Origin of the sequence: Streptomyces sp. NPDC127106 (assembly GCF_042677605.1) — a bacterium.
GTDB lineage: Bacteria > Actinomycetota > Actinomycetes > Streptomycetales > Streptomycetaceae > Streptomyces.
The window spans coordinates 56,493-71,963 of record NZ_JBHXTC010000027.1 but is presented as its reverse complement, the minus strand read 5'-3'; the positions used below and the strand labels follow the sequence as shown (position 1 = coordinate 71,963).

At 72.3% G+C, this 15,471-nt stretch carries 17 protein-coding genes, 1 tRNA gene and 1 riboswitch; of the genes, 10 read left to right on the top strand and 8 right to left on the bottom strand.

What is annotated here, in order from left to right; all coding sequences use genetic code 11:
- Positions 1-74: 74 nt before the first annotated feature.
- The 4 genes from ACFVGY_RS22340 to bcp all read right to left on the bottom strand — a co-directional run bounded on the left by ACFVGY_RS22340 (position 75) and on the right by bcp (position 2,254).
- Positions 75-149 (bottom strand) — tRNA-Leu (locus ACFVGY_RS22340).
- Positions 150-156: 7 nt separating this feature from the next.
- Positions 157-1,023: an HNH endonuclease gene (locus ACFVGY_RS22335; protein ID WP_385679994.1), complete on the bottom strand. Its 867-nt coding sequence runs from the start codon at positions 1,021-1,023 to the stop codon at positions 157-159.
- Positions 1,020-1,649 carry an HNH endonuclease gene (locus ACFVGY_RS22330; RefSeq protein ID WP_385679992.1) on the bottom strand — a complete coding sequence of 210 codons (630 nt, stop codon included), beginning with the start codon at positions 1,647-1,649 and terminating at the stop codon, positions 1,020-1,022. Before ACFVGY_RS22330 ends, ACFVGY_RS22335 begins: the two co-directional genes overlap by 4 nt.
- A 137-nt stretch (positions 1,650-1,786) precedes the next feature.
- Positions 1,787-2,254 (bottom strand): thioredoxin-dependent thiol peroxidase, encoded by a 468-nt coding sequence (bcp, locus tag ACFVGY_RS22325; RefSeq protein ID WP_385679990.1) that lies wholly within the window; start codon positions 2,252-2,254, stop codon positions 1,787-1,789.
- Positions 2,255-2,377: 123 nt separating this feature from the next.
- Between bcp and ACFVGY_RS22320 the strand changes: the two genes are divergently transcribed.
- The 3 genes from ACFVGY_RS22320 (at position 2,378) to ACFVGY_RS22310 (ending at position 3,627) form a co-directional block, all read left to right on the top strand.
- A complete protein-coding gene (locus ACFVGY_RS22320) occupies positions 2,378-2,695 on the top strand; it encodes a DUF3618 domain-containing protein (RefSeq protein ID WP_385680048.1) in 318 nt (105 codons plus the stop codon).
- Between the two features lie 94 nt (positions 2,696-2,789).
- Positions 2,790-3,092 (top strand): co-chaperone GroES, encoded by a 303-nt coding sequence (locus ACFVGY_RS22315; protein ID WP_360637762.1) that lies wholly within the window; start codon positions 2,790-2,792, stop codon positions 3,090-3,092.
- A gap of 114 nt (positions 3,093-3,206) precedes the next feature.
- A riboswitch (guanidine-III (ykkC-III) riboswitch) is annotated at positions 3,207-3,273 on the top strand.
- Positions 3,274-3,306: 33 nt separating this feature from the next.
- Positions 3,307-3,627 carry a DMT family transporter gene (locus ACFVGY_RS22310; protein WP_385679988.1) on the top strand — a complete coding sequence of 107 codons (321 nt, stop codon included), beginning with the start codon at positions 3,307-3,309 and terminating at the stop codon, positions 3,625-3,627.
- A gap of 23 nt (positions 3,628-3,650) precedes the next feature.
- Here the strand turns inward: ACFVGY_RS22310 and ACFVGY_RS22305 are convergent, their stop codons facing one another.
- On the bottom strand, positions 3,651-6,065 hold the full coding sequence (locus tag ACFVGY_RS22305) for a transglycosylase domain-containing protein (RefSeq protein WP_385679986.1): 2,415 nt from the start codon (positions 6,063-6,065) through the stop codon (positions 3,651-3,653).
- 186 nt (positions 6,066-6,251) lie between these two features.
- Between ACFVGY_RS22305 and ACFVGY_RS22300 the strand changes: the two genes are divergently transcribed.
- The 5 genes from ACFVGY_RS22300 (at position 6,252) to ACFVGY_RS22280 (ending at position 11,704) form a co-directional block, all read left to right on the top strand.
- Positions 6,252-7,079, top strand: a complete 828-nt coding sequence (locus ACFVGY_RS22300) for an ABC transporter permease (RefSeq protein ID WP_385679984.1) — start codon at positions 6,252-6,254, stop codon at positions 7,077-7,079.
- A gap of 55 nt (positions 7,080-7,134) precedes the next feature.
- Positions 7,135-7,962 (top strand): ABC transporter permease, encoded by an 828-nt coding sequence (locus tag ACFVGY_RS22295; protein WP_385679982.1) that lies wholly within the window; start codon positions 7,135-7,137, stop codon positions 7,960-7,962.
- A gap of 80 nt (positions 7,963-8,042) precedes the next feature.
- Positions 8,043-9,002 (top strand): ATP-binding cassette domain-containing protein, encoded by a 960-nt coding sequence (locus tag ACFVGY_RS22290; RefSeq protein WP_385679980.1) that lies wholly within the window; start codon positions 8,043-8,045, stop codon positions 9,000-9,002.
- 151 nt (positions 9,003-9,153) lie between these two features.
- A complete protein-coding gene (locus ACFVGY_RS22285; RefSeq protein WP_385679978.1) occupies positions 9,154-9,846 on the top strand; it encodes a DUF1707 domain-containing protein in 693 nt (230 codons plus the stop codon).
- A 484-nt stretch (positions 9,847-10,330) separates the two neighbouring features.
- On the top strand, positions 10,331-11,704 hold the full coding sequence (locus ACFVGY_RS22280; protein ID WP_385680046.1) for a DUF445 domain-containing protein: 1,374 nt from the start codon (positions 10,331-10,333) through the stop codon (positions 11,702-11,704).
- A 155-nt stretch (positions 11,705-11,859) separates the two neighbouring features.
- On the opposite strand, the gene ACFVGY_RS22275 is transcribed toward ACFVGY_RS22280, so the two are convergent.
- Together ACFVGY_RS22275 and ACFVGY_RS22270 are read right to left on the bottom strand one after the other, a co-directional pair.
- Positions 11,860-12,159, bottom strand: coding sequence for a hypothetical protein (locus tag ACFVGY_RS22275; protein WP_385679976.1), 300 nt, complete (start codon positions 12,157-12,159; stop codon positions 11,860-11,862).
- Positions 12,160-12,318: 159 nt separating this feature from the next.
- Positions 12,319-12,498, bottom strand: coding sequence for a hypothetical protein (locus ACFVGY_RS22270; RefSeq protein ID WP_385679975.1), 180 nt, complete (start codon positions 12,496-12,498; stop codon positions 12,319-12,321).
- A gap of 174 nt (positions 12,499-12,672) precedes the next feature.
- On the opposite strand from ACFVGY_RS22270, the gene ACFVGY_RS22265 reads away from it, so the two are divergent.
- Together ACFVGY_RS22265 and ACFVGY_RS22260 are read left to right on the top strand one after the other, a co-directional pair.
- The gene (locus ACFVGY_RS22265) at positions 12,673-13,212 is read left to right on the top strand and encodes a GNAT family N-acetyltransferase (protein WP_385679974.1); all 540 of its coding nucleotides are present in this window, start codon (positions 12,673-12,675) and stop codon (positions 13,210-13,212) included.
- Positions 13,213-13,306: 94 nt separating this feature from the next.
- Positions 13,307-14,371, top strand: coding sequence for a hypothetical protein (locus ACFVGY_RS22260; protein WP_385679972.1), 1,065 nt, complete (start codon positions 13,307-13,309; stop codon positions 14,369-14,371).
- Between the two features lie 58 nt (positions 14,372-14,429).
- Here ACFVGY_RS22260 and ACFVGY_RS22255 read toward each other — a convergent pair whose 3' ends face one another.
- Positions 14,430-15,437: an SEC-C metal-binding domain-containing protein gene (locus ACFVGY_RS22255; protein WP_385679970.1), complete on the bottom strand. Its 1,008-nt coding sequence runs from the start codon at positions 15,435-15,437 to the stop codon at positions 14,430-14,432.
- Positions 15,438-15,471 lie beyond the last annotated feature (34 nt).

Here is a 15,471-nt window from a genome sequence, read left to right as displayed (position 1 = left end):
TCCGACACCGGCCACGCCGTGCACCCCAACTACGCGGAACGGCACGACCCCACGCACCACCCGCGCGCCAACGGCGGGCCCGGTGGGACTCGAACCCACGACACACCGGACCTAAACCGGCGCCCTCTTGCCAGCTGGGGTACGGACCCGCGTCGACTACCTTACTGGTCGCCGAAGCCTGCCCGCGAGACGATGTGACCTTGACCGGTTGGCGAATGTCTGTGTCTGGCTGTGGCAAGAGGGGCATAGGTAGCGGAGGTTCTCCCGGCGGTTGTCCAGCCGGTCGCCGTTGATGTGGTCGATCTCCAGGACGAGCCTGAGGCCGCGCCACGTGTCACCGATGCCGCAGGCATCGCATACGGGCGGCACTCCGAGGTCGTTCAAGGCACGGCGCAAAGTCGCGGTCTTGGTGCGGGGCGAGTCGGCGTTGAGCCTGCGCAGGATCTCTGCCGCCGACTTACGTGAAGGGGAAGGGCGTCCAGCAGTGTGGCCCTGACCCGTGAAGTGCTCCGTCGAGAGCCCGTATGTCTCGATGCTGCGCCTGGCCTTAGCCCGTGCTGCGCCGTCGAAGGGGTGGCGGCCCAGAGCCCGCATGACGCCTGCCATGCTGCGCGAGCCGGCAACCGCCTCTGCGAGTTCCTCGCGAGCGAAGAGTGCCTGCGATCGGCCCCGATGCGAGAAATGGGACGTGTCTATCCCGAACCGCTCCAGCAGCTTCGCCAGATGCCCGTAGACGCTGCCGTACGGCTCGACACCCATGTAGGCGAGCATGCTTGTGATGCTGTCCGCATGGGCGGCTGCTTCCCGGAGTCGTTCCTTCGGGTAGAACTCCCGCTCACGCGCGGGAAGCGGCTCGTCGATGAAATGGGAGGTGTCGATGCCGTAGTGAGCCAGCCGGTTGCGTAGATAGCGCCGCCGCTCGGCTGTGAGCGGTGTGTCCAGGAGCTGCATCAAGCCGACCAGGCTGGTGGCGAGGGGTGCGCTACGGCCGAGCAGCTCGCGCGTGTACCGGACCCGGCTCATGCCGCACTCCGCGGCTTGCGTCCACGGTAAGTGTCTGTGGTCGCATGGCAGTTCGGACACAGGAGGCGGAGGTTCTCCCGGCGGTTGTCCCACCACTCCCCGTTGATGTGGTCGACCTCGTGGCGTAGGGGGCCGCCGTTCCAGATCGCGCCGACCCCGCACTCGGAGCATTCCTCGGGAACGCCGGCCTTCAGGAGCTCGCGCCGAAGGCGTTCCCCGGGGATCCTGCCGTAGCGAGGGTCGCGGATCGAAAGAGTGGGTGCCAGCGGCCCTGCGGGACGGGATGTGGAGGCCCTCGAGGCCGTGAAGTGCGAGGTGTCGACATCGAGGGCCGCGAGACGCCGGGCGATGTGGGTCTGGTTTCCCCCGACGTTGCTGATGCCCAGGAGATGGAGCACCTTGGACATCGACGTGGACGCTGCAACCACCTCGCGAAGCCGCTCGTCCGTGTGTCGGACCCACCGTGTCGGGAAGTGCGAGACGTCGATGCCTGCCTCCTGCATCTTCCCCCTGAGGTATCGCCTGCTTCCCGGCGTCGGCGTGCCGCCGCACCAGCGGACGGCGTCGTCCCAGTTCTTCGTCTCCCGGGCGGCCGCTTTCAGCAGTTCCCGTGTGTACCGAGCCATCGCTTCCTTCCTCGGCCGTGCGTGCGGCCCTCGCATGGAGTAACGGGGCGATAGTCGGACGGTTACGGGTGGATGTGTCCGATAAACGGAACGGCCCGCACCGGTTTGGTGCGGGCCGTTTCGGGGGCGGGCGGACGTCAGACGCCCAGGTCCTTGATGATCTTGGCTACGTGGCCGGTGGCCTTGACGTTGTAGAGGGCGCGTTCGACCTTGCCCTCCTCGTCCACGATCACCGTGGAGCGGATCACCCCGGTCACCGTCTTGCCGTACAGCTTCTTCTCGCCGTACGCGCCGTACGCCGCCAGGACCTGCTTCTCCGGGTCGCCGACCAGGGTGACCTTCAGGTGTTCCTTCTCGCGGAACTTCGCGAGCTTCTCCGGCTTGTCCGGCGACACGCCGATGACGTCGTAGCCGGCCCCGGCCAGCACGTCCAGGTTGTCGGTGAAGTCGCAGGCCTGCTTGGTGCAGCCCGGCGTCAGCGCGGCGGGGTAGAAGTACACGATCACCTTGCGGCCCTTGTGGTCGGCGAGCGAGACCTCGTTGCCGTCCGCATCGGGCAGGGTGAAGGCAGGGGCGGTGTCGCCCGGCTGGAGTCGCTCACTCATCTCGACAGTCTCCTCGGGAGGTGGATCGCTACGCCACGAGACTAAGCTGACAGACTGTCCATGGCGGATCACGCCCCCATGCGACCAGACCATGGGCACGACCACGACGACGGAGGCAGCGCGGTGCCGGAAGCCAGGACCCCCGCACAGATCGAGGCGGACATCGTCCGCCGCCGCGAGCAGCTCGCCGAGACGCTCGACGAGATCGGTGTGCGCCTGCACCCGAAGACGATCGTCGGGGACGCGAAGGCCAAGGTCGTGTCGACGGTCGACCACACGGCGGGGCGCGCGGTCGTTGCCGTGAACGCCTTCGTCACGGACGCGCGGGACAGCCTGCGGGACGAGAACGGCAACCCGCGCATGGACCGGATCGTGCCGGTCGCGTTGCTGGCCGTGGGTGTGGTCGGGTTGATCGTGGTGTCGGCGCGCCGCAAGCGCTGAGGACCCTGCGGCGGACAGGTCGCGCGCGGGCGGGTAGTTTCGTGGCGTGAGCGACAACACCAACACCACCACCCACGACAAGCTGCCCATTCGCATGCTGCACGACCGCGTGCTCGTGAAGTCCGACTCGCCCGAGGGTGAGCGGCGCTCGGGCGGCGGGATCCTGATCCCGGCGACCGCTGCCATGGGCAAGCGGCTGGCCTGGGCCGAGGTGGTCGCGGTCGGGCAGAACGTGCGCAGTGTGGAGCCGGGCGACCGGGTGCTGTACGACCCCGAGGACCGGGCCGAGGTCGAGGTGCGGGGTGCGACGTACGTGCTGATGCGCGAGCGGGACCTGCACGCGGTGGCGTCGGAGCGGCTGGAGGGGTCGAAGGACTCCACCGGTCTCTACCTCTGATCCGCTTCTTCGGCTTCGCTTTCCTCTTCGTTTCCGTCCGTGGCCGCGCCGTGCCGTGGCCGGCCGGTGGGCCGGTGACTTCGGTCACCGGCCCTTTTGCCGTGCTGCCGCTTTGTTACGGTGGGGAGCGAACCGCCCCGACGAGACGCGCCGTACCGGGTTGACGACAAGACGACGCACCCCCGTTTCCGTTCTCGTTCCGGAGGTGGCCGTCATGGCCTGGGTTCTGCTTCTCGTCGCCGGTCTGCTGGAGGTCGGCTGGTCGATCGGTATGAAGTTCACCGACGGGTTCACGCGGCTGTGGCCGAGCGTGTTCACGGGTGCGGGGATCGTCGCCAGCATGGTGCTGTTGTCGTACGCGGCGAGGACGCTGCCGATCGGGACGGCGTACGGGGTGTGGGTGGGTATCGGTGCGGCCGGGGCCGCGGTGCTGGGGATGGCCGTGCTGGGTGAGCCGGTCACCGCCGCCCGGGTGTTCTTCATCGTGCTGTTGTTGGTGGCCGTGGTCGGGCTGAAGGCGACCTCGGGGCACTGAGCGGACGTCGTGCCCGTCGGGTGTCACTCCAGGTATTCGGAGGGCGGGCGGGTGCGGGTGCGGGGGCGCCATCCCTCGCCCGTGCCGCCTGGGGCGCCGGTGGTTCCGCCGCCCCCGGTTCCGCCGGTGCTGCCGGTGGTCTGGCCTTCGGTGGTCCGGCCGCCGGTCTCCTGGCGGTCCTGCTGCCCCTCGGTCCGGCCGCCCTGGTCCTGGCCGCCCTGGTCCTGGCCCTGGTCCTGGCCTTGGTCCTGCCCTTGGTCCTGGCCTTCGTCCTGGCCCTGGCTCTGCTCGTCCCGCGGCCCGGTCGGCCGGTTCGGGCGTTCCGGGGGGAACGGTGTTCCGGGGGTGGCCTGGCCGGGCTCCTGCGGGGTCTGTGGTGCGAAGGGCGGCGGGGTGGCGGCCGCGCCGGGCTGGAGTTCGAGGTCGAAGTCGACGGGGTCGGTCGCCTCCAGGGCCGTCTTCGTGTACTGGGCCCAGATCCGGGCCGGGTAGCCGCCGCCTCCGATGCGGGCCTGGCCGAGTGCGCCGTACAGGGATTCCGGGGTGCCGGTGTCGGGGTCCTGGCCCATCATGGCGACGACGGTGACCAGGTTCGGGGTGTACGCCGCGAACCAGGCGGCGCGGTCGAGTTCGGCGGTGCCGGTCTTGCCGGCGGCGGGGTGGCCGGCGGCGAGGGCGGCGGTGCCTGTGCCGTTGTCGACGACGCTGATCAGCATGGAGGTGGTGGTGTCGGCGGCCTCGCGGCTGACGGCCTGCCGTGGGGTGCGGTCGGGGAGGGGGACGGTGGTGTCCCCCTTGGTGATCTTCTCCAGGAAGGTGTACGGGGTGCGTCGCCCGTGGTCGGCGAGGGTGGCGTAGGCCTGGGTCATGTCGAGGACGCTGGCCTGCATGGTGCCGAGGGCCATGGCGGGGGTGGCGGTGAAGTTCGGGGTGCTCTCGGGGATGCCGAGGGCGATCGCGGTCCGTTTGGTCTTGGCCGTGCCGACGTCGACGACCATCTGTGCGAAGACGGTGTTGACGGAGAGGTCGGTGGCGGTGGTGACGGGGATGGGGCCGTAGCTGATCTGGCCCTCGTTCTCGGGCGCGTAGGGGATGCGGGTGCCGACGACGCGGCGTCTGTTGTCGCCGTTGTAGAGGGTGGCGGGGGTGATGGGGCGGCCGTCCTGGGTACGGGAGTCGTTCTGGACGGCGGAGGCGAAGACGAACGGTTTGAAGGTGGAGGCCACCTGGTAGTCGTGCCGGGTCGCGTTGTTGACGTACTGCTTGGTGTAGTCGATGCCGCCGTACATGGCGACGACCTTGCCGGTGGCCGGGTCGATGGAGGTGCCGCCGGCGCGGACGAAGCGGTCCACGGGGCGTTGTTCGGGGTCGAGTTTGCTGACCATCTGGTCGTCGACGGCGTCGGCGAGGTCGGTCTGGCGGCGCCGGTCGATGGTGGTGGTGATGCGGTAGCCGCCTTCGGCGAGGGTGTTCTCGTCGAGGATCTCGTGTTCGGTGATGTAGTCCTTGATGGCTTCGACGAGGTAGCCGCGCTGGCCGGAGAGGCCGGACGCGGCGCGGACCTTGCCCGGTTCGGGGAAGCGGATGGCGGCGCGTTCGGTCTCGGTGAGCCACTTCTTCTTGACCATGCCGTCGAGGACGTAGTTCCAGCGGGCGAGGGCGCGGTCGCGGCTGCGGGGGTGGGTGACGACGTCGAAGGTGCTGGGGGAGTTGAGGAGGGTGGCGAGGTAGGCGCCTTCGGCGGTGGTGAGCCGGCCGACGTCCTTGCCGTAGTAGGCCTGGGCGGCTGCCTGGATGCCGTAGGCGTTGCGGCCGAAGTAGCTGGTGTTGAGGTAGCCCTCCAGGATGTAGTCCTTCGATTTCTCGCGGCCGAGTTTGATCGCGATGAAGAACTCCTTGACCTTGCGCTTGATGGTCTGTTCCTGGCCCAGGTAGTAGTTCTTGACGTATTGCTGGGTGATGGTGGAGCCGGACTGTTTGCCCTTGCCGGTGAGGGTGTTCCAGGCGGCGCGGACCATGGCCTTGGGGTCGACGGCGCGTTCGGAGTAGAAGTCCCGGTCCTCGGCGGCGAGTACGGCCTCCTGCACCGTCCGGGGGATCTGGGAGAGCGGGACGTTGACGCGGTTGACCTCGCCGTCGCGGGCGAGTTGGGAGCCGTCCGAGTAGAGGTAGACGTTGGACTGGGCGGTGGCGGCGGCGTTGGCGGGCGGGATGTCGACGAGGAGGTAGCCCGCGATGAGGGTGCCGAAGAGGAGCAGGGCGAGCAGGAGGACGCAGCCCAGGGCCAGGCGCCAGGTGGGGGCGAGGCGGCGCCATCCGGTGCGCGGTCGCTTCGGTTTGGGGGCCGTGTGCGGTCCGGCGGGCTGTCCGGCGGGCTGTCCGGCGGGGGCGACCGGGTCACGAGGGGTCCAGCCAGGGGGTGGTGACTGGTCGCTCATTGCCGGGGCTCCTCGAAGCAGTTCGAAATATCCGGATCTGTACTCCATGTTGTCTACCCGATGGCTGCTCATTCCGCGTCGGACGGGCGTAAATCGGTCGCATGGATCGCTCCTCCGCACTAAGCTCGCGCGTCTTTGGCCGAGGCGGGACGACGTGGGAACGACGCGGGAAATCGGAGGGATACGGTGCGCCAGCGGGCGTCGGGGCGGGCGCGGCTCTATCTGGCCGTCGCCGCCGGGGGGTTGAGGCGGTACGCGACCTACGGAACGGCGACGGCGGCGGGGGTGTTCACGAACACCGTCTTCGGCTTCATCCTGGCGTACACGTACGTCGCGCTGTGGGAGGAGCGGCCCGGTCTCGGCGGCTACGACCAGGCGCAGGCCCTGACCTTCGTGTGGGTGAGCCAGGCGATGTTGGCGGCGGCCGCGCTGATCGGGGGCGGCTTCCAGGAGGAGCTCCAGGAGCGGATCCGGACCGGGGACATCGCGGTGGACCTGTACCGGCCGGCGGACTTGCAGCTGTGGTGGCTGGCGGCCGACCTGGGGCGGGCGGCGTTCCAGTTGGTGGCGCGGGGGGCGGTGCCGCTGGTGGCCGGGGCGCTCGCCTTCGAGCTGGCGCTGCCCGCGGATCCGCTGCGTTGGCTGTTGTTCCTGGGGTCGGTGCTGCTCGCGCTGGTGGTGAGCTTCGCGCTGCGCTATCTGCTGGGGTTGGCGGCGTTCTGGCTGATGGACGGCGCCGGGGTCAATCTGATGGCCACGGTGGCCTCGATCTTCTTCTCGGGGATGCTGCTACCGCTGACGGTGTTCCCGGGCGGCTTCGGGGAGTTGGTGCGGGTGCTGCCGTGGTCGGCGATGCTCCAGGTCCCGATGGACGTGCTGCTGGGTCGGCATGCGGGGGCCGCGGAGGTGGCGCGGGCGCTGGCCTTCCAGGCGGGGTGGGCGTTCGTGCTGCTGGCGTTGGGGCGGATGGTGCAGTCGGCCGCGACGCGGAAGGTGGTGGTCCAGGGTGGCTGAGGAGGCTGTGGCTGAGGAGGCTCCGGGGGTTCGGGGGGTTCGGGAGGCCCGGGGGGTGCAGGGGGTCCGGGGCGGGCTTGCGTGGGAGGGGCTGCGCGGTTTCGGGCTGATCGTGGCGATGTGGATCCGGTCGACGATGGCGTACCGGGCGTCGTTCGTGCTGTCGACGGTGGGGAACGCGGCGATCACGCTGCTCGACTTCGTCGCGATCTTCCTGATGTTCTCGCACGTCGATGCGCTGGGCGGGTTCACCCTGCCCGAGATCGCGCTGTTGTACGGGGCCTCCTCGGCCTCGCTCGGGCTCGCCGACCTGTTGCTCGGCAACCTCGAGCGGATCGGGCTGCGGATCCGTGACGGCTCGCTCGACTCGATGTTGGTGCGGCCGGTCCCGGTGCTCGCCCAGGCCGCGGCGGACCGGTTCGCGCTGCGCCGGCTGGGGCGGGTCGTGCAGGGGCTGGGGGTGATGGCCTGGGCGGTGGCGGTGCTGGACGTGGAGTGGACGCCCGCCAAGGTCCTGCTGCTGCCCGTGATGGTCGTGTCCGGGGCGGCGATCTTCGGGGCGGTGATGGTGGCCGGAGCGGCGTTCCAGTTCGTCGCCGGGGACGCGGCGGAGGTGCAGAACGCGTTCACGTACGGCGGGACCACGATGCTCCAGTACCCGCCGACCATCTTCGCGAAGGACCTGCTGCGCGGGGTCACGTTCCTCGTGCCGCTCGCCTTCGTCAACTGGCTGCCCGCGCTGTACGTGCTGGGGCGGCCGGACCCGCTGGGGCTGCCGGGGTGGCTGGCGTTCATGAGCCCGGTGGTGGCGTCGGCGGTGTCCGTGCCCGCGGTACTGGCCTGGCGCGCGGGCCTTCGTACGTATCGGAGCACGGGGAGCTGAGGAGCTGAGGAGCTGTGGGCAGTGAGGGCGGTCAGGGCGGTCAGGGCAGTGGGGGCAGGGACGTGGAGGGGAGCGGGGACGTGCTGATCGAGCTGGACGGGGTCGAGAAGGTCTTCGACGTCCGGCGCCGGGCCGGCCGGGTGCGCAGGGAGAAGCACCGGGTCAGGGCCGTGGACGGGATCAGCTTCCAGGTGGCGCGGGGCGAGGTGGTCGGCTACATCGGGCCCAACGGCGCCGGGAAGTCGACCACGATCAAGATGCTGACCGGCATCCTGACCCCGAGCGGGGGCCGCCTGCGGGTCGCCGGCATCGATCCGGCGCGGGAGCGGATGCGGCTGGCGCACCGGATCGGGGTGGTGTTCGGGCAGCGCACCACCCTGTGGTGGGACCTGCCGCTGAAGGACTCGTACGGGCTCATGCGGCGGCTGTACCGGATTCCGCGGGCCCGCTTCGAGGAGAACCTGGAGCGCTGTGTGGACCGGCTGGACCTGGGCGCTCTGCTGGACGTGCCCGTGCGGCAGCTGTCGCTGGGGCAGCGGATGCGCGGGGACATCGCGGCGGCGCTGCTGCACGATCCGGACGTGCTGTACCTGGACGAGCCGACGATCGGGCTCGACGTGGTGAGCAAGGCGAAGGTGCGGGGCTTCCTGCGGCAACTGAACGCGGAGCTCGGCACGACGGTCCTGCTCACTACCCACGACCTCCAGGACATCGAGCAGCTGTGCGAGCGGGTGATGGTGATCGACCACGGGCGCCTGATGTACGACGGGGCGCTGGCCGGGCTGTACGCGGCGGGGTCGGTGGGGGAGAGCGAGCGGATGCTCGTACTGGACCTGGAACGGGAGCTTCCGGCGATCAGTGTGTCGGGGGCGCGGGTGGTGAAGGTGGAGGGGCCGCGGCAGTGGCTGGCGTTCCCGGCGGGGGCTTCGGCGGCGCCGCTGGTGGCGGAGGTGGCGGCGAGGTACCCGCTGTCGGACCTGTCGGTGCGGGAGCCGGACATCGAGGACGTGATCGCGCGGATGTACACGGGCCGGGGGTGAGGGGCGGGCCGCGCCGCCGGGGGCTGGGCGGGGGCGCCCCGTCCGGGAGGCCTAGGGGGTGTGGGCCAGGGAAGAATCAGGGGCGGATCAGGGGACAGGACCGGGGTCCGGGGCGTACAACTCCCGTGCCCGGCTGCATAGGCTGGACCTCATGACTGACGAGGGGCCGCAGAAGCCGTTGCCGGAACTGAGGGCGTCGGATGCCGACCGGGAGCGGGTGGTGGAGCGGCTGCGCGACGCCGTCGCCGAGGGCCGGCTCGACATGGACGAATTCGAGGAGCGGCTGGAGGCGGCGTACACATCGCGCACCTACGCCGAGCTGGAGCCGCTGACCAGGGACCTGCCGGCGCCCGGGGGTGCGCCGGCCGCCGCTGCGTTCCCGGGAGCGGGGACGGACCGCTCCTGGTCGTCGCGGGTCGGCGGCGGGACGCCGGCGGGGGCGTCCGGCACGGCCGTGGCCGTGATGTCCGGGTTCCAGCGCAAGGGCAACTGGACAATGCCCCCGCGTTTGGACGCGGTGGCGTTCTGGGGCGGCGGTGAGCTCGACCTGCGCGAGGCGAGCTTCGCGCAGCGCGAGGTGGTGATCAACTGTGTTGCGATCATGGGCGGCATCGAGATCACCGTCCCGCCGGACGTGGAGCTCGACGTACGGGGCGTCGGGATCATGGGCGGCTTCGAACAGAAGGGCGCCGCGGGGCCGCCGGCTTCGGGTGCCCCGCGGGTCGTCGTGACGGGCCTCGCCTTCTGGGGCGGGGTCGAGGTCAAGGTCAAGCCGCCGAAGACGCCGAAGCCGCCCCAGGGCCCGGAGGGGCTGGGCGGCCCGAGCCTCCGCAAGGAGCTCTGAGGGGCTGAGGCCTGGGGCCGGGGCCTTGGGCCTGGGGCACCCCAAGGCCGGCGCGCCGGGCACCGGGAACTCCTCGGGCTCGCGGGGAGTCGGATGCTATGCAGACAAAACAGGCGCCCGGGGAAGGCAGAAGCACGTGAACGACCGCACCGCACCCGAAGGCGACGACCCCGTCGGCCCACGCCAGGGCCCCGACCCCGGCCCTGACCCCGGCCGGGGGCCGGATCGCTCCGGCTCGGCGCCCGACCGGGGCCCCGGCTCGGGACCGGGCCGTGCTGCCTCCGGGCCCGGCTCCGGCCGCGGGACGGGTACGGGCTCGGATGCAGAAGCCGACCCCGACCCCGGCACCGGATCCGGCTCCGGCCCGGGTGCGGGCTCTGGTCCCCACAAGGACGCCGGCCTCCGAAGCGGCCCCCGCCCGGCGGTCGACCCGCGGTCCGCAACGGGACCCGGAACCGGCGCGGGTGCGCGCACCGGCACGGCGCTGGCCATTGCCGGCGGCAGCAGCGGTAGCGGTAGCGCTGGCGGAGGCCGTAGCGGAGGCCGTAGCGGGGGCCGGGGCGGCACGGGGGCGGCCCGCACACCCACTCTCAGCGGCTTCGTGTTCAGCGAGGCGGACGAGGAGCGCCGCCGCGGCGTACGCCGGATGAAGACCACCGCCACCGGCCTGCTGCTCCTGGTCGCGCTGGTGTACGTACTGACCACCTGGGCGGAGCACGCCGGCGCCGGCGCCTGGGTCGGCTACGTCCGGGCCGCGGCCGAGGCGGGAATGGTCGGCGCGCTCGCGGACTGGTTCGCGGTGACGGCCCTCTTCCGTCACCCGCTCGGCCTGCCCATCCCGCACACCGCGATCATCCCGACCAAGAAGGACCAGCTCGGCGCCACGCTCGGCGAGTTCGTCGGCGAGAACTTCCTCTCCCCGGACGTGGTCCGCGCCCGTCTGCACGCCCTCGGCATCGGTCGCCGGCTCGGGGCCTGGCTGGCCGAGCCCGCGCACGCCGACCGGGTCACGGCCGAGCTCGCCACGGCGTTGCGCGGAGCCTTGACGGTCCTGCGCGACTCCGACGTCCAGGCCGTCGTCGGGGAGGCCATCACGCGGCGCGCGGAGTCCGCCGAGATCGCGCCCGGCATCGGCAAGACGCTGGAGCGGGTCGTCGCGGACGGCGGCCACCACAGGGTCGTGGACCTGGTGTGCGCCAGGGCGCGCGACTGGCTGGTGACGCACGGGGACTCGGTCATGGGCGCCGTCCAGGGCGGCGCACCCGGCTGGACCCCGCGGTTCGTGGACCGCAAGGTCGGCGAGCGCGTGTACAAGGAGCTGCTGCGCTTCCTGACGGAGATGCGGGACATGCCGCAGCACCCGGCGCGCGGCGCGGTGGACCGGTTCCTGACGGACTTCGCGGCCGACCTCCAGGCGGACACGGACACCCGGGCCCGGGTGGAGCGGCTGAAGGTCGAGCTCCTGGAGCGGGAGGAGATCCAGGACGTGATCGCCTCCGCGTGGACGGCGATCCGATCGCTGATCCTGGCGGCGGCGGAGGACGAGCGCAGCGAGCTGCGGCTGCGGGTGCGGGCGTCGCTGCTGTCGCTGGGGGCGCGGCTGGCCACGGACCAGCGGGTCCAGGACAAGGTGGAGGGGTGGATGGAGGGCGCGGTGGTGTACGTGGTGACCACCTACCGGGCCGAGATCACCTCGCTGATCACGGAGACGGTGGCCGGCTGGGACGCGGAGCAGACGACCCGGAAGATCGAGGCCCACATCGGCCGGGACCTCCAGTTCATCCGCATCAACGGCACGGTCGTCGGCGCCCTGGCGGGCCTCCTGATCCACACGACGTCCCGGGCCTTCGGCGCCTAGCGCAACGCGCCTGACGCCGCCCCGCCCGGGGCGCAGCCCCGTCCCCGCGTCGGCCGCCGGTGCTCGGGGCGGGGCGGGGCCGCCCTCGCCCCCGCGTGCTCGGCTCCGTCGGCGGCGGGTCGGGCGGGGCGGCGGAGCGGTCCCCGGTTGCTTGCTCAGTCGCGGTCGGCCACGGCCCAGGCGGTGGCGGCCACGACCGCGGTCGCGCCGAGCACGGCCGGCCATGCCCCGACCTTCTTCGCCAGCGGGTGCGCGCCCGCGAAGCCGGCCAGGTACAGCGCCCCGAGCCCGGCCGCTGCGGGGACGCCGCCGCGCTTGTGCCATTCGCGTCCCGCGGCGATCCCGGCCGCGCCCAGGACGACACCGCCCAGCGGACGCTTCTTGGTCCACCGGGCGACGGCGTAACCGCCGACCAGCCCGGCGGCCGCCACTGCGGAACTCGGTACCCGCGCCATCCCAACTCCCTCGTCAGTTCATCGATTCCGTGTATCGGTGCGTGTGCGTGTGGCTGTGCGTGCGCCGCACGGCCCGCGACCCTGTGCGTGGCGCACCCGCGGGCACCGCGTCGCGCCGCAGGGCCCGTGCGTCCGTACGTCCGCGCCCGCCCTACGAGGCTAACGCGGCCGCTTCGGCATCCGGCGGGCGGCAGCCAGTGCCCCGAGTACGAGCACGGCCCCGCCGATCACCGCATCCGGTACGGCCTCCTGCACGGCACGCGGCAGCAGCGCCACCACACCCAGCACGAGCAGGAAGGCGAGGGCGCACCGGCCGGCCGCCCGAAGCAGTCTGTCCACGGGCTGCTCAACGCGGCTGCCCGGCCCCCGACACGCGCGCGAAGGAGGGGATTTGTCGCACACTCGCCGGATCCGTGCGGTACGCGCCACGGGCTCCCGGACGGGCATACAGTCGCCCTCCCACCCCAATCGGGACGAAGAGACAATCGGGACGAAGAGAGAGGTGCGGACATCGTGATCTGCTACGGAGAGGCCGTCCTCGATCTCGCGGACGAGCTGGTCGACGCCTACGCCGAGGTGTTCTCGGCCCCGCCGTGGAACGAAAGCGCGGAAACCATTCGTCAGTTCGCGGCCCGGCTCCAGTCCGACAGCCGGCGCCCCGGCTTCCGTACGGCGATCGCCCAGTCCGCGGCCGGCGTCGACGGCTTCGCCACGGCCTGGCTCACCCCGGCGGGTTTCCCCTCCGACCGCGGATACGCCCAGGTCGCCGCGCAGCTCGGCCCGGACCGGGTGCGGGACCTCCTCGCGGGGGCGCTGGAGATCGACGAGCTCGCCGTACGTCCGTACGCGCGCGGCCGCGGCACCGGTCGCGCCCTGCTCGCCGAGGTCATCGCCGACGCCCCGGACCGGCGGGCCTGGCTGCTGACCTCCCGCCTGGCGACGGACACGGTGGCCACGTACCGCCGCCTGGGCTGGCACGAGGTCCCCGCCCTGCCGGGCACCCGCACCACCGCCGTGATCGTCTTCCTCTCCCCGGACCACCCGGGCCGCTGACCGGGCCGGCCGGGACGGGCCGTGCCGGGACGGGCCGTGCCGTGCCGGGACGGGGGCAGGGGTCCGGCCGGCCTCCAACGGGCATATCGCCGGCATGATCACACCGACCGCAGACCGACGCCCCCGAGCCCGACCCCGAGCACACGCCGCCCCACCCAGCCCCACCACCCCAGCCCCGTTCCGCAGGCAGCTCAACCTCGCCACCCGCCACCAGCTCACCGCCTCCGGCGTCCCGGACGGCACCGTCACCTCCCGCACCCGCCCCGGCGGCCCCTGGCAGCGGTTACTGCCGCGCGTGTACCTCCTGCAGACCGGCCCCCCGGACCACCGCCAGCGCGCCCTCGCCGCCGTCCTGTACGCCGCCGAGCCCGCCGCGGACCCGCTGTCCGGGGCGACGGCCGCGCTCACCGGCGGCGCCTCCCTGGCCCTCCTCGGCATCCCCCACGCCCCCCGGACCCCGGCCGAGGTCCTGGTCCGGGCCCCACGCCGGCCGTCCGGCACCGCAGAGGTCCGGCCCGTACCGACCGCCCGCTGGCCGCAGACCATCACCGTGGCGGGCATCCCCTCCACCCGCCCGGTCCGTGCGGCGGCCGACTTCGCCTCGCGTACCGCAGACCCCGACCGGGTCCGCGCGGTCCTCGCCCACGTCGTCCAGTCCGGCTGGTGCCACCCGCAGGACCTGTACGCCGAGCTCCGCGCCGCCCGGCTCCTGCGCCGCCCGGCGGTCCGCGCCGCGGCGGCCGAGCTCCTGGCCGGGGTCCGCTCCCCGGCCGAAGCCCGGGCCCGTGAGTCCCTCACCGCGACGGACCCGGACCTCCCGGCCCCGCTGTGGAACGCCCGCCTCTACACTCCGGACGGCGCCTTCCTGGCCAGCCCGGACGCCTACTGGCCGGACGAAGGCGTGGCCCTGGAGATCGATTCGGCCGAGTACCACTACACCCGCGACGCCTGGCAGGCCACCCTCCGCCGCCGGCTGCGCCTGGAGTCCCACGGCATCCTGGTGATCAGCGCGACCCCGTCGATGATCCGCGACACCCCGCACGAGGTCACGCGGGCCCTGCGCACCCTCCTGGCGGTGGCCTCCACCCGCCCCGCCCCACCGACGGCCACGGCCCGCGGCCACCAACAGCTGGAGTTCCCCCTCGGGCCCGCGCCATGACTGCGCGGTGCGGACCCGGGGCCGGCGATCGCCACGTCGGGAACACCACGGACCGAGGTCACGCCACGGGCAGCCGGCCGTGGCACTCCGCGTACGGCTTGGTCGAGGTGCACCAGCAGGGGGCGTTCGGGGACGGGGGCCACGGGGTGGCCTTGCCCCGGGCGGCCAGGGTCGTCGCGTATTCCGGGAGGAGGGACGGGGAAGCCGGGGAGGTCTTCTCCGACGCCGCGAAGGCCTCGTACGAGGGGACGCTGGCCGTGACGATGCCGAGGTTCGTCGTGCCCGAGGCGGCCAGGGCGCGCAGCGACGTCTCGATCCGGGTGAGGTGTGCCTCGTGCGAGGGGTACTCCGCCGCCAGGGTCGGGTAGCTGGTCAGGAGCTCGGCCAGCTCCCGCTGCGGCCAGTGCAGGATCGCCACCGGGAAGGGGCGGGACAGGGCGGCGCGGCGGTCGCCGAGCTCCGCGCGCAGGCGGGCGATCTCGGCGCGGAGCTCGGCAGGGTCGTCGGAGCCCAGGGCCCAGATGCGTTTCGGGTCGTGCAGCTCGTCCAGCGGGATCGGGCCGGTGTGGCGGGTGTCGGCGACCATGTCCCAGTCGTCGTGCGGCAGGCCGAGGAGGCGGCGTACCCGGTGGCGGCCCGTCAGGAGGGCCGTGGTGGCCGGGGTCAGCGGGGCGGCGTCCGAGATGAGGAGGGTGGCCGCCTGGGTGAAGCACTCCTCCGAGTCGGTCAGCTCGTCGTGGGCCTCCAGCGCCTCCGCGATGACCTCCCAGGGGGCCGGGTCCGAGGGGGCCGCGGCGCGGATGCCCTGGATGAGGGCGCGGGCCTCGGGTTCGTGCCCGTACTCCCACAGGTTCGCGGCCTGCAACGCCTTGATCAAGTGGATGTTGACGGGTTTGCCGGCCAGGAGTTGGTCGTAGAGCGCGCTCGCCCGTTCTCGTGCGTCGGCCAGTTCGAGGTGGGCCGCGGCCTGGAGCAGCAGCGGCTCCTGGTCCTCGGGGTAGCGGGTCGCCGTGCGGATCAGGCGCTCGGCTTCGGCGATGTGCTCGGCAGGCGTGTCGGGGCGCATGGTTCACACCGTACTGCTGCTGGTCTGTTGGCGG

What these genes read in the sequence shown, in the direction of transcription:
- ACFVGY_RS22335 (WP_385679994.1), bottom strand. Translation starts at nt 1,023, where the DNA reads ATGAGCCGGGTCCGGTACACGCGCGAGCTGCTCGGCCGTAGCGCACCC.
- ACFVGY_RS22330 (WP_385679992.1), bottom strand. Translation starts at nt 1,649, where the DNA reads ATGGCTCGGTACACACGGGAACTGCTGAAAGCGGCCGCCCGGGAGACG.
- bcp (WP_385679990.1), bottom strand. Translation starts at nt 2,254, where the DNA reads ATGAGTGAGCGACTCCAGCCGGGCGACACCGCCCCTGCCTTCACCCTG.
- ACFVGY_RS22315 (WP_360637762.1), top strand. Translation starts at nt 2,790, where the DNA reads ATGCTGCACGACCGCGTGCTCGTGAAGTCCGACTCGCCCGAGGGTGAG.
- ACFVGY_RS22310 (WP_385679988.1), top strand. Translation starts at nt 3,307, where the DNA reads ATGGCCTGGGTTCTGCTTCTCGTCGCCGGTCTGCTGGAGGTCGGCTGG.
- ACFVGY_RS22305 (WP_385679986.1), bottom strand. Translation starts at nt 6,065, where the DNA reads ATGAGCGACCAGTCACCACCCCCTGGCTGGACCCCTCGTGACCCGGTC.
- ACFVGY_RS22285 (WP_385679978.1), top strand. Translation starts at nt 9,154, where the DNA reads ATGACTGACGAGGGGCCGCAGAAGCCGTTGCCGGAACTGAGGGCGTCG.
- ACFVGY_RS22275 (WP_385679976.1), bottom strand. Translation starts at nt 12,159, where the DNA reads ATGGCGCGGGTACCGAGTTCCGCAGTGGCGGCCGCCGGGCTGGTCGGC.
- ACFVGY_RS22260 (WP_385679972.1), top strand. Translation starts at nt 13,307, where the DNA reads ATGATCACACCGACCGCAGACCGACGCCCCCGAGCCCGACCCCGAGCA.
- ACFVGY_RS22255 (WP_385679970.1), bottom strand. Translation starts at nt 15,437, where the DNA reads ATGCGCCCCGACACGCCTGCCGAGCACATCGCCGAAGCCGAGCGCCTG.